This is a genomic window from Brevibacillus sp. HB1.4B, assembly GCF_013284285.1.
In the GTDB taxonomy this organism is placed as follows: domain Bacteria; phylum Bacillota; class Bacilli; order Brevibacillales; family Brevibacillaceae; genus Brevibacillus; species Brevibacillus porteri.
On the sequence record NZ_JABSUT010000008.1, the window covers coordinates 22,591 to 35,397 of the forward strand.

Annotated in this window: 13 protein-coding genes; 4 read left to right on the forward strand and 9 right to left on the reverse strand. The window is 49.3% G+C overall.

Annotation, left to right across the window (positions count from 1 at the left end; genetic code table 11):
* Positions 1-155: 155 nt before the first annotated feature.
* The gene (adh, locus tag HP398_RS19275; protein WP_017252553.1) at positions 156-1,676 is read left to right on the forward strand and encodes an aldehyde dehydrogenase; all 1,521 of its coding nucleotides are present in this window, start codon (positions 156-158) and stop codon (positions 1,674-1,676) included.
* A 3-nt stretch (positions 1,677-1,679) separates the two neighbouring features.
* Positions 1,680-2,030 carry a DUF779 domain-containing protein gene (locus HP398_RS19280; protein WP_017252554.1) on the forward strand — a complete coding sequence of 117 codons (351 nt, stop codon included), beginning with the start codon at positions 1,680-1,682 and terminating at the stop codon, positions 2,028-2,030.
* Positions 2,031-2,087: 57 nt separating this feature from the next.
* Here the strand turns inward: HP398_RS19280 and HP398_RS19285 are convergent, their stop codons facing one another.
* The gene (locus HP398_RS19285; RefSeq protein ID WP_173623400.1) at positions 2,088-3,746 is read right to left on the reverse strand and encodes a DEAD/DEAH box helicase; all 1,659 of its coding nucleotides are present in this window, start codon (positions 3,744-3,746) and stop codon (positions 2,088-2,090) included.
* 18 nt (positions 3,747-3,764) lie between these two features.
* The gene (locus HP398_RS19290; RefSeq protein ID WP_173623517.1) at positions 3,765-4,385 is read right to left on the reverse strand and encodes a class I SAM-dependent methyltransferase; all 621 of its coding nucleotides are present in this window, start codon (positions 4,383-4,385) and stop codon (positions 3,765-3,767) included.
* A gap of 174 nt (positions 4,386-4,559) precedes the next feature.
* Between HP398_RS19290 and HP398_RS19295 the strand changes: the two genes are divergently transcribed.
* Together HP398_RS19295 and HP398_RS19300 are read left to right on the forward strand one after the other, a co-directional pair.
* Complete coding sequence (locus HP398_RS19295) at positions 4,560-5,252, forward strand: response regulator transcription factor (RefSeq protein ID WP_173623401.1); 693 nt, start codon at positions 4,560-4,562, stop codon at positions 5,250-5,252.
* Positions 5,230-7,383, forward strand: coding sequence for a sensor histidine kinase (locus HP398_RS19300; protein WP_173623402.1), 2,154 nt, complete (start codon positions 5,230-5,232; stop codon positions 7,381-7,383). The genes HP398_RS19295 and HP398_RS19300 overlap by 23 nt, the downstream gene beginning before the upstream one ends.
* A 65-nt stretch (positions 7,384-7,448) precedes the next feature.
* Here the strand turns inward: HP398_RS19300 and HP398_RS19305 are convergent, their stop codons facing one another.
* Genes HP398_RS19305 through HP398_RS19335 form a run of 7 tightly spaced genes read right to left on the reverse strand, consistent with a single transcriptional unit; the run spans position 7,449 to position 12,679 of the window.
* Positions 7,449-7,712, reverse strand: coding sequence for an HPr family phosphocarrier protein (locus HP398_RS19305; RefSeq protein WP_017252559.1), 264 nt, complete (start codon positions 7,710-7,712; stop codon positions 7,449-7,451).
* Between the two features lie 28 nt (positions 7,713-7,740).
* Positions 7,741-8,580 (reverse strand): Cof-type HAD-IIB family hydrolase, encoded by an 840-nt coding sequence (locus tag HP398_RS19310; protein WP_017252560.1) that lies wholly within the window; start codon positions 8,578-8,580, stop codon positions 7,741-7,743.
* A gap of 13 nt (positions 8,581-8,593) precedes the next feature.
* Positions 8,594-9,916, reverse strand: coding sequence for a 6-phospho-beta-glucosidase (locus HP398_RS19315; protein WP_017252561.1), 1,323 nt, complete (start codon positions 9,914-9,916; stop codon positions 8,594-8,596).
* On the reverse strand, positions 9,913-10,239 hold the full coding sequence (locus tag HP398_RS19320; protein WP_069849822.1) for a PTS sugar transporter subunit IIA: 327 nt from the start codon (positions 10,237-10,239) through the stop codon (positions 9,913-9,915). The genes HP398_RS19315 and HP398_RS19320 overlap by 4 nt, the downstream gene beginning before the upstream one ends.
* 12 nt (positions 10,240-10,251) lie before the next feature.
* Positions 10,252-10,998 carry a chitin disaccharide deacetylase gene (gene chbG, locus HP398_RS19325; protein WP_173623403.1) on the reverse strand — a complete coding sequence of 249 codons (747 nt, stop codon included), beginning with the start codon at positions 10,996-10,998 and terminating at the stop codon, positions 10,252-10,254.
* A gap of 21 nt (positions 10,999-11,019) precedes the next feature.
* Positions 11,020-12,363, reverse strand: coding sequence for a PTS cellobiose transporter subunit IIC (gene celB / locus HP398_RS19330; protein WP_026043405.1), 1,344 nt, complete (start codon positions 12,361-12,363; stop codon positions 11,020-11,022).
* Positions 12,364-12,376: 13 nt separating this feature from the next.
* A complete protein-coding gene (locus HP398_RS19335) occupies positions 12,377-12,679 on the reverse strand; it encodes a PTS sugar transporter subunit IIB (protein WP_017252565.1) in 303 nt (100 codons plus the stop codon).
* Positions 12,680-12,807: the final 128 nt, after the last annotated feature.

Below are 12,807 nucleotides of genomic sequence, written 5' to 3' on the forward strand. Positions count from 1 at the left end.
TCCCAATACGGAACACAACATGATCCATTATGGAACAAATTCTCCCCACACCCACTCAAGAAAACGCTGTCATTTCGAGCTTTTTCACGTTGGTACGAGACTTGCTTTTAGAGAGGGCTGTAAAGAAATATGTGATATATGAGGAGGCGCTCGCAATGATCTATGCTCAGCCCGGCCAAGCCGGTTCCAAGGTGACGTTCAAAAATCGTTATGAAAACTACATCGGGGGTAATTGGGTTCCGCCAGTGAAAGGTGAGTATTTCGAAAACGTGTCACCTGTAAATGGCAAGGTCTTTTGCGAGGTAGCCCGTTCGACAGCCGATGATATTGAGCTGGCACTGGACGCTGCCCATGAGGCAAAAGACGCGTGGGGTCGTACCTCTGTTGCACAGCGCGCGAATATTTTGTTAAGAATCGCAGATCGTATGGAAGCCAATCTGGAGATGCTGGCAAACGCAGAGACGTGGGAAAACGGCAAGCCCGTTCGCGAAACGCTCGCGGCCGACATCCCGCTGGCGATTGACCATTTCCGTTACTTCGCCGGAGCGATCCGCGCGCAAGAAAGTACACTCGCTGAAATCGATAACGATACGGTCGCTTATCATTTCCATGAGCCACTCGGTGTCGTTGGTCAAATTATTCCGTGGAACTTCCCACTCCTCATGGCTACATGGAAGCTGGCTCCAGCCTTGGCTGCGGGCAACTGCGTCGTCCTCAAGCCAGCAGAGCAAACACCTGCATCCATCATGGTGCTGATGGAGCTGATTGGCGACCTGCTCCCTCCTGGCGTCATTAACGTAGTCAACGGCTTCGGTCTGGAAGCGGGTAAACCACTTGCATCCAGCAATCGCATCGCGAAAATCGCCTTTACAGGTGAAACGACGACAGGGCGCTTGATCATGCAGTACGCTTCCCAAAATATCATTCCGGTGACGCTGGAGCTGGGCGGAAAATCACCAAACATCTTCTTCTCGGATGTGGCTGCAAATGACGATGCCTTCTTTAACAAAGCCATTGAAGGATTTGTACTGTTTGCGCTCAACCAAGGCGAGGTTTGCACATGCCCATCCCGTGCGCTCATTCACGAAAGCATTTACGACCAATTCATGGAGCGTGCCCTGCAACGCGTAGCCAATATCAAGCAAGGAAATCCGCTCGATACGGATACGATGATCGGCGCGCAAGCTTCCTTGGAGCAGGTAGAAAAAATCCTCTCCTACCTGGATATCGGCAAACAAGAAGGGGCCGAATGCCTGATTGGCGGCGCTCGTGCACAGCTTGCAGGTGATCTCGAGGGCGGTTACTACATCCAGCCAACAGTCTTTAAAGGTCACAACAAGATGCGCATCTTCCAAGAAGAAATCTTCGGTCCGGTCGTCTCCGTAACGACCTTCAAGGATACAGAAGAAGCACTCGCTATGGCCAATGATACGTTGTACGGCTTGGGTGCTGGTGTATGGACACGCGACACGAACACAGCCTACCGCATGGGCCGCGAAATTCAGGCTGGCCGCGTCTGGACCAACTGCTACCACGCTTACCCGGCTCACGCAGCGTTTGGCGGCTACAAAATGTCTGGTATTGGCCGCGAGACACACAAAATGATGCTGTCTCACTACCAACAAACGAAAAACCTGCTGGTCAGCTACAGCGATCAAGCTCTGGGCTTCTTTTGATCCATGAGCCAGCCAGAAAAAGTGCTCGCGACAGATGCTGCACTGGCACTAATTGAACGGCTTCGCGCCAAACACGGTGACCTGATGTTTCACCAGTCAGGGGGCTGCTGCGATGGCAGCTCCCCCATGTGTTACCCGCTCGGTGAATTTCTCGTGGGTGAGCAGGACGTTCTGTTAGGCGAGATCGGTGGCTGCCCGTTCTACATGGGCAAAGCGCAGTACGAGTATTGGAAGCATACGCAGCTCATCATTGACGTCGTGAATGGGCGTGGCGGAATGTTTTCGCTGGAAGGACCTGAGGGGGTACGCTTCCTCACACGTTCACGGGTATTTCCAGACATGGAACCGGAATAAAAGAAAGACCGCTCCTGCCTTTTTGCTGGCTGGAGCGGTCTTTTTTTGTTTGGATGACTATCTCGATTTTTTGCGAGAGGTACGATTTGCAGGAGCATTGCTTGCTCGATTGCCTTGTTTTGCATTCGGGCGTGCTGAGCCGCGTTGAGCAGCTACTGGCTTGCCCTTGGAATTGCTCGACTTGCGTTCGAACCCACCTGTTGCTCGGTTGCCATCCTTTGGCTTGCGATCAAAGCCACCTGTTGTTGCTCGTTTACCATCCTTTGGTTTGTACTCAAAGCCACCTGTTGTTGCTCGGTTACCGTCCTTCGGCTTGCGCTCGAACCCGCCTGCTGCACGGTCTCTGCCTTTCGCCTTGCTCTCAAAGCGACCTTCTACGCGTTCACGTTTCCCTGAATTACGCTCAGAACTGCCGCCTTTTGATTGACGTCTTCCATCTCCATCACGACGCTCTCTAGAGCCTTGCTGTCTTCCTTCAGCGGACTTTCCTTTCCCTCTTGCCTCTCTGCCCTGCTTGTCCCCACGCCGATCTGCTTTCTCGGCTCGCTCCCTCTCAGGCTTTTGCTTTTTCTGATCGCCCGACTCTCCACGATCCATTTCACGCCGCTCCAGAGACAGATTGATCCCTTCTTCAATCTCCCTGAGCTGCCCCCAATCCTTCGCCGCTACCAAGGTAAAAGCGGTCCCTTTTTCCTTGGCTCGCCCCGTTCTGCCAATCCGGTGTATATAGCTGTCCACATCTTCCGGGATATCATAATTGAAAACGTGCGTGACTCCCTCGACATCAAGCCCACGCGCTGCCACATCAGTTGCGACCAAATACTGAATCCTAGCCTCGCGGAATCGCTTCATGACATCCTCGCGCTTCGCCTGTGACAAATCGCCGTGCAGCTCGTCCGACATATAATCGAGACCTTGCAGCTCTGCATTTAACTTACTAGCTCTGCGCTTTGTTCGGCAAAAGATCACCGCCAGAAACGGCCGTTGTTCATCCAGCAGACTGCACAGCGTAGCTTGCTTCGCACGATCTGTGGTCTCCACTGCAATTTGGCGAATATCGTCTAGCGTGATGCGTTTGCCCTGCACTTTGATATTTTCCGGCTTTTGCATAAAGCGCTTCGCAAGTGCTTGCACCTGCTCAGACATGGTGGCCGAAAACAGCAAGGTCTGTTTTTCAAAAGGCGTATTTGCCATAATATCTTCTACCTCAGGCAAAAAACCCATATGAAGCATTTGGTCCGCCTCATCCAGGACAAACATCGAAACCTGCGATAAATCAATCGTCCCTCTTCGCAGATGATCCAGCAAACGTCCTGGTGTCGCAATGACCACATGTATTTTTCCTTTCAGCTTTCTCAGTTGCTGATTGACATCTTGTCCACCATAAACCGCGAGTACTTGGATGTCTTCCAGCTTTTCTGTCAGCTTCTTTACCTCTGCCGTAATTTGCAAGGCAAGCTCCCGCGTAGGGGTAAGAATCAACGCCTGAACATGTGTCGCTTGTGGATCCGCTTTTTCCAAGATCGGCAGGACAAATGCGAGTGTCTTCCCGGTTCCCGTCTGCGCTTGCGCGATTACATCTTTTCCTTCCAGCACAACAGGAATTGCTTTTTCCTGAATCGGTGTAGGCTCGTTAATCCCGTTTGCTTGCAGAGCATCTATCAGTTCCTTTTGTATTCCCAATCTCAAAAAATCAGTCAGTTTCGCCATCTCCATTCATAAATCGATCCGCTATTATTTCGTACAAACTGCCATGCCGATAAAGTATCGTACGCCATCGCGGGGTGTTTTTTCAAACGTAACGCCTCTCTGATAATACATATCCACGTCAGAATAGCGTACAAACAGCTCCGCAAACTCTTCCGGCGTCAACTGATGAACATGGAAGGGCTCACTCGTCTGCATGCCCCGTCCTCTGCCAAAGGGACTGGACAGCACAAGCGTACCACCTGGTTTCAGCATCCGATACAAGTTATCCATAAACTGCAAATCGTCTGCGACATGCTCAATCGTCTCAAAGCTCAAAATCGTATCAAACAACCCCAATTGCTCGGGAAGCGTTGGATCAAGCGCGTCACCCTGCTGATACGTAATCTTTTGATGGTTGTATTCCCGATTGGCATACAAAATCGTTGCCTCATCGTTGTCGACTCCGATCAGTTCTGTCAGCTCTCGTTTTCGATCCTTTGCGATCATATGACATCCATAGCCGGTACCGCAAGCGATATCCAGCACTCGACCTTTTACATAAGGCGCGGCAAAATAATATCTGGCTATATGCTCCAGCAGCATGCCATTCGTAGGTTTTAATAGCTTGGGGATAATTCTCTCCCCGGTCCATTCCAGCAAAGCCATCACCAATTTTCTCGTATTCTTCCTCACATCTTACCTTATTTATCGGCTTGATCCTATCAGCTAGCTTTTCCTGAACGCGGTTTATTAAGAAATTTGTAAGACATTTCATTACTGTTTTGTTAGAGCTGGGCGTTAAGATAGTACCATGAATGCATTCATAAGGTGGGACGAATCATGACCAAATATCAAGTCCTCGTAGTCGACGACGAGGCTGAAATCCGCGACGCAATCGAAATCTATCTCAAAAATGAATCCATGACCGTATTCAAGGCTAGCAATGGACTGGAAGCGTTGGAAGTACTGGAGAATGAAGAGATCCATCTCATCCTGATGGACATCATGATGCCAAAAATGGACGGAATGACCGCCACCTTTCAAATTCGCCAGAAAAAAAACATCCCGATCATCATGCTGTCTGCCAAGTCAGAGGATACCGATAAAATCCTCGGACTCAATATCGGTGCCGATGACTATGTGACGAAGCCTTTTAATCCCTTGGAGCTCATCGCCAGAGTCAAATCTCAGTTAAGACGTTTTACCAATCTGGGAAGCGCTCAAATGACAGAAGATGAGATTCAGGTGCGCGGCTTGACCTTGAACAAAAGCACAAAAAATGTAGCGATTGACGGTAACGAGGTCAGGCTGACGGCTACCGAGTACAAAATTTTGGAGCTGTTAATGGAAAATAAGGGTCGGGTGTTTTCGATCGAGGACATTTATGAACGGGTCTGGAGAGAGCCTTATATGAACGCGGAAAACACGGTGGCCGTCCACGTGAGACGCATTCGGGAAAAAATAGAGATCAACCCGAAGGAACCTAAATACTTGAAGGTGGTATGGGGAATTGGATACAAAATCGAAAAATAAACGCTTTGCGGTGCCCGTGCTCATTGTTATGATCGTGAGTATTTCGCTCGCTCTCCTGACGATGGCTGATCTGTACCATAAACGCGAGAACCTCCAAGAGGATAATTACTTTCAAAGCTCAGGCTTTAATCGTGAATTAGAGACATTTGCCGAGCTGGTGAAGAACGTTCATGTAGATTATGCAGATTACACTCCAGGAAAGCTCGACGAGAAGACTGCGAATCAGCTCAAAAAAGAGCATGAGGAAACCCTCCGGTCGATTAAGGAAGATAACCAGCTCTCGGATATGATAGAACAGGCAAAAAGAGAGCGTGACAACGAGAGAGTCGCTCAATTAACCGAAGAACATTCACGCAGCTTACAAGAAGACATCGCGAGAGCAATGTCGCATTATCAGGAGCAGGTGAACAACAAAATCGCCGAAAGAGATGCAGAGTACGAGGAACGAAAAAACAGCCTCACTCTTCGAAGTGGCTCCTTCAAATACTATGTCACCGATAAAAAGAACAACAAAGCTTACACCAATCTCCCTCAAGAACCTACAGAATGGGAACTGGCCCGATATGCGCGCTATACAATCAACCTCCCGAATACGAACGGGGATCTGGAAAGCATCAATCGCACTTATCAACTGAATCAACTAAGTGGTATCTTTTATGTCCCAAAAGAACCAGACGGATATAGTCAGGTCCACACAGATGCACTTTACTACGATTCCATTCGGGATCGGCTGATTAGCGAGGTTGTCCTGCTCGGGGGCACTCTGCTCATCCTTGCACTCTGCTACTGGTATTTGCCAGTAAGCAAAGCGCTAGAAGTACCGATTGTAGCGAAAAGCCTGGCACTGTTCCGCTTTATCCCGTTGGATATTCGAATGGCGCTGGCGTTCGTACTTGGCTTTACGTATTTCATCATGATCGCGAGCACGCGCTTTTTCTTCTTACCAATTGATGCTGAGCATTTCTTCACCCTTGCGTTCGTTTCGTTGTTTACTGCTTACCTGCTTCTACAATTCATGGAGGCATGGCTTATGTACAACCAACCTGAGAGATTTACGCAGCAGTGGCAAAAGAGTATTTTAGCCAGACAGCGTGTTCTTCTTAAAGAAAGCTACGCCAACCGCGGCATGTTCTTTAAAATATCCACCTTGTTCATCCTGACTGTCATGTTTGGGATGAGTATCGGTTTTGGATTCGTCGGCCTAGTCGAAGGCTCTGGCGCCCTACTGTTTTTTAGCTTCTTGTATGGCATGTTCTACATGGTCGTCGTTTTCCCATACACGCTACGCCGTTTGGGACTGATGAACCGCATCATGCACGGTGCCTCCGAAATGGCGGGGGGAAATCTGAACGCTACGATTCAAAAGGTGAAAAAAGGGAAGTTATCTGATCTCGCGCATTCTCTCAACAACATCACAAAGGGACTCAAGCACGCGATGGAAGAGCAGATGAAAAGCGAGCGCATGAAATCCGAACTGATCACGAATGTCTCCCATGACTTGAAAACACCGCTGACGTCGATTATCAACTACGTGAACCTGCTCAAACAAGAAAATCTGACGCCAGAGGAACGAAAAAACTACGTGGATGTATTGGATCGTAAAGCAGATCGACTGCGCGTTCTCATCGATGACCTGTTTGACGCAGCGAAAATGTCCAGCGGCGCGGTTGAGCTAAATATCGAGCAAGTGAATGTCGCATCCCTGCTCAACCAATCCATTGCAGAATTCAGTGACAAAATCGAGCAATCGACGCTCACCTTCCGCGTAACGACGGAGCAACCAAAGATTGTCGCCCCTCTGGATGGCAAGAAAACGTGGCGCGTATTTGAAAATCTAATCGGCAACGCCCTAAAGTATTCCATGCCGAATACGCGCGTCCTGATTCATTTGGCAGAGACACAGGATGAGGTCATCCTGACGTTCAAAAATGTCTCCGCCTATGAAATCGACTTTGATGCACAGGAACTGTTTGAACGGTTCAAGCGCGCTGATCAATCCCGACATACCGAAGGCTCTGGCCTCGGCTTGGCTATCGCAAAAAGCATCGTAGAATTGCAAGGCGGCAGGCTGTCGATCGAGATTGATGGCGATTACTTCAAAGTCATGGTCGTATTCCGCAAACACGCGTAAGGATCAAATAGGAAAGCCAGTGCCCGTTCGTCAGGCACTGGCTTTCTTACGTGATTTTCTCCCTGTTAGATGGCAAAGTTCCTTTCAAATAGGGACTCAAGCCTTTCAGCCACTTCTTGCTCGTCGGCCCCCTCCACCTCAAACATAATTTCATCTCCGGTCTTTGCCCCCAGAGCCATTACGCTGAGGATGCTTTTGCCATTCGCCTGCTTGTCATTGTAGATCATCTTGACCGACGAGCTATATTGATTGAGCAGGTTCACCAAGACAGAAGCAGGGCGAGCATGGAGACCTCCACTCACGGCTACTTCCAGATTCATTCGGATCAATTTCACGCCTCCCTTCCTGTCCAAACTCTTACAGAAAAAACTTCTCGATGACTTCTGCTACCCCATGCCGATCGTTTGTTTCCGTGACATGCCGAGCCAGCTGTTTCAGATCATCAGGAGCATTGCCCATCGCCACACCCATTCCGGCGAATTGGAGCATCTCTGCATCATTGTAATTGTCACCTACAGCAACGATCTCGTCAGGCTGAATCGCAAGTCTCTCACTCACTACCGCTAGACCACTTGCCTTGGAGATGCCCACAGGCAATATTTCCAAATTATTCGCGCCCGATGCCGTCACGCGAATCCCCGAAAGCTCGGCTTTCTCCAGCTCTTGTCTTGCTGCCAACAGACGCTTTTCGTCACCCGTGACGAATATTTTCGGAGCACACACTTCATGTTTTCGAACGTATCCGGCTATCAATCGCGAGGCCTGAATTTTGAGCGGGTATTGATTTTTCCAGAGCTGGCGCAGTGTCCAGGCATTTAACAACGGAAACAAGTCCGTCCACTTCCACGTGCGATTCGTGACAGCATAAGACTCATGCAGCAGCATGACATCCAAGCCATGCGATACGAGTATATCTGTCATCCTCGCCGCTATCTCATACGGAATACGCTGTACATACAACACCTGATCCGTCTTGGGATCTGCGACGTATGCGCCATCATGGGAAACAAGTGGTGCGCTGATCTGGAACTGCTGCGCCAACGATTTGGCAGATGGGTATGCCCTGCCAGTTGCCAATGTGACGTGGACGCCTTGCTTCACTAACTGGGTAATGGCCCGCTCTGTTACTTTGGATAAGGTATGGTTCGACATCAAAATCGTTCCGTCCACATCCAAGGCGAGGAGTTTGTATTTCACACGAGTCCCATCCTTATGTGACGGGCTTGAAAAACTGGGGCAGGTACTCCTTGTGCGCCTCAAGCATCTCATCGAGTATTTTTTTGGCGACCACATCAGACGGCACCAGCGGGTTAATATTCATCGCCAATAGCGCCTTATGGTAATCACCCGTTACAGCTGCCTCCGCTGCCACTCGCTCAAACGACTTGATTTGCTGTACGAGTCCACGCACGGGAACAGGCAAATCACCAACAGCCAAAGGAATCGGTCCTTCTCTTGTAATCACGCAGTTTACCTCGACCGCCGAATCATCCGGAATGCTGGCAATCGCTCCATTGTTGCGAACATTTACCGTCTGGATATCGCGCTTGTCGTTGTAAATGGAGTAAATGAGATTGCAGGCAGCTTCACTGTAATAGGCTCCGCCACGCTGCTCCAGCTGCGGAGGCTTAATATCTAAGTCTGGATCTTCGTAGAGTGCGAATAGCTCCGCCTCCACCTGCTTGACCACTTCAGCCCGCGTACCCTTCTGCTCCGCTTCTTCCAGCTCATGCTCAAGCATCGTACGGGTCTGATAGTAGTAACGATGATACGGGCACGGGAGAATCCCCAATGCTTGGATGAAATCTTTATCCCAACCAAGGTCCAAAATGTTTTGCATCGTAATACCCGATTGGTCGCCCGTTATCTTATCGATTACCTGGGAAATGACGTTTTCCCCATCCAGGTACACACCCATTCCGAAGATCATATGATTCAATCCGGCAAAATCAATATGAACCCGTGATTGCTCGACGCCTAAAACTGTGGCAACACCCATTTTCATCCCGATGGGAACATTGCACAGTCCAATGACCTTTTTGCGGTTGGTATACCGCAGCACTGCCTCTGTGACCATACCAGCCGGATTCGTGAAGTTAATCAGCCAAGCATCTGGACATAGCTCTTCCATGTCACGACAAATGTCCATAATGACCGGAATGGTACGCAAGCCTTTGAACAAGCCGCCAGGTCCATTTGTTTCCTGACCGATCACCCCGTATTTCAAAGGAATACGCTCATCCTTGATCCGCGCATCCAAGAGTCCTACACGCATTTGTGTCGTGACAAAATCAGCGCCTGCAAGTGCTTTTCTGCGATCCAAGGTCAAATGGATCTCGATCGGTACCCCTGCCTTCTCCACCATCCGTTTTGCAAGAGCGCCCACAGTTTGAAGTTTTTTCTCGCCCTCTGGAATGTCAACCAGCCACAATTCCCGCACGGGCAATTCATCGTAGCGCTTGATGAAGCCTTCCACCAACTCAGGTGTATAGCTAGACCCTCCACCGATCGTTACAATTTTGATTCCGCTCATACTCCTGCCTCCTTGCCTGCATGGATTTGGCTGTACATCTCAACAAACTCCGTAGCCAAATCCTTGACTGTAATCGCGTTCATCAAATGATCCTGGGCGTGAATCAAGAGCATGCTGATCTCCGTTTTTTCGCCCGCAATTTCCTTCTGGATAAGTGCCGTTTGATTTTGGTGTGCACGACCGAGCTCTTCTCCCGCACGCTTCAACGCGTCCTCTGCACCTGACAAGTCTCTATTTTTAGCCAGGGCGATCGCTTCCATTGCCAGACTCCTCGCGTTTCCTCCGTGAAGTATTAGTTGAAAAATAACGTCTGTATGGTCCAAAGCTATCTCCACCTATCCAAGTTCGCTAAAAGTCACGAGCTGTATTTTTTGATCACGAATGTATTGCTTTAACTCTGCTGCTGTTAAGATTTTCAATTCTGTGGTTCGTTGCTTTGCGTATGAACTACCTGTCAGTACCGCTTCGTCCAAATAAGCAGGGTGCGTCATGATCTCCACTACAGGATAATCTGCCATATCCTCTACGATCCTAACGAAGGATTGTACGGTTAGGTCATCTCCATAAAAATGATGAGAAAAGCCTTCTGTCGTCAAAACACTCGACTGGTCTCGCTGCTCCTTCGTCCCGGACATCCACGGATAGCGAACCGGCACTCTATATTCCTCTGCCAGCTTCAGAATAATCGGCAAAACGGCTGGATGTGCATGCACATGGTGATGGCTGTCAATGTGTGTCAACGTAAGCCCCGACGCCACGAAAGCCCCTAGTTGAGCGCGAAGCTCCTGCTCAATCTCCTCCGGTACAGCGGCAATCAAATGATCTTGCCCGCGTCGAAAACGCCCCTCTCCATCCGTTAGCGATGGTACATCCTGACTGACTGGCGATCCGCATGTGAGTACCAGATGAATGCCTACTCCGAGCGTTGGATGTTCTTTGGCCAGCCCTACAGCGTGCTCGAACCCCTCCATATTGACCATCAAGGTCGCAGAAGTAACGACTCCTTCTCGATGCGCTTCGACGATGCCCAGATTGACGCCTTTGGAATACCCAAAATCGTCTGCATTCACAATCAATTTCATAGATAGCCTCTCCTCTAGCGATTACATAGTCACAGCTGTATCGGAAGCAGTACCCGCTTTTTCTTCGCTAACTTTTTGTTTATCCCACAGTCGGAAGAACGGGTAGTAGATCGCGAGCGAAATGATGAAGTTCACGGCTTGGAGAACCATCCCTGACACTTTTCCTCCCGTAGCCAAATACCCGCTGACAAGCAATGGTGTCGTCCACGGAACAGATACCCCGCTAGGCTTTGCTACCCATCCGAGCGACATCGCAAAATAACTGATAATGACCAATATGACAGGGGTCAGTACAAAAGGAATGATCAAGAGCGGGTTCATAACGATCGGCATACCGAATATGACGGGTTCATTGATGTTAAACAAACCAGGTCCGATCGAGAGCCGGCCGATGTTTTTCATCTGTTTACTTCGTGCCATGAATACCATCAGGAAAACGAGGGCCAAAGTTGCACCTGATCCGCCTGCATATACCCACATGTCAAAAAATTGCGTGGTAACGACGTTTGGCAATTCACCGTTCGGATTTGCCTGAAACGCCGCTCTGTTCTGGTCCATCAAGGTAAGCCAGATTGGACTCATAATTCCGCCGACAACCGCAGCACCGTGCAAACCGACGGCCCAGAGCACGTGAATAAGCAACACGCATATGATGGCTCCAATCAAGCTGCTACCGACCACACTCAATGGTCCGACAAGCAAATCTTTTACAATATTATGAATACTCTCGAAGGAGGTGTTTTCCAGAAGAATCCGAATCAGCCAGACCACGACAAGCACAGCACCCGCAGGGATCAATGCCACAAAAGATCGAGAAACGGCAGGGGGAACTCCGGGTGGCATGGAAATGACGATTTTCATTTGGATGATTTTGCGATAAATCTCCGTTGATAAGATCGCCAATATCATGGCTACAAAAAGTCCCTGACTCCCCATTAGCGTAAGAGGAATGACGCCGCCAACCTCTTGGGCTGCACTCGCTCCCTCAGGGGTGAACATGATTTTATACGGAGTGGCGAGCAAGAAGGATGCGACAGAGATTGCTCCAGCCGACAGCGGATCGACCTTGTACTTCTCCGCCAGTCGATAGGCGACGCCAAAGCTAACAATCAAACCCATGACGTCAAAAGTAGCACCTACCGGATACAACAGCTTCGTTCGCCATTTCTCGCCGAAAATACCACCCATGAATTCGTCATAACCGGGTATCGGTATGAAGCCAATGATGAGGAAAATGGAACCAATGATCAACAAAGGCAAAGTAAGGATAATTCCGTCACGAATGGCCTGCAGATGCTTTTGCTCCGCCATTTTCCCTGCAATCGGCATCATGCGGTTTTCCATAAAAGAAACAAATCCGCCCATACGCATCCCCCTCCTACTGTTTTAGACGAAGTGCAAACTCAAGCACGTTTTTCCCGTTCAACGTTCCGTAATCAACTGTACTGATTACGTCTACAGGAATTCCTCTGGATGCCCCTTCTTTTTTCATCTCTGTCAGCTTGTAACGAACTTGTGGCCCCAGCAAGAGCACTGCTGCTTGGTCGATATGATGCTTCACTTCATCTGCGGAAACTGCCCATATTTTTGCGTCCAACCCTTTTTCTTTGGCAGCTTCCTCCATTTTTTGAACCAGCAAGCTAGTCGACATACCTGCTGCGCAACACAATAAAATATTCATTGTACCCCCTCCTCTCGACGATATGCCTTTTTGTAAGAGCAAGTTACATGCCAAAACACCAAAAAATGTATGCGCTTTCCAAAAACACCGCATGGTTAGGCATATTTCGCGGCCTCTTCGCTTGTCAT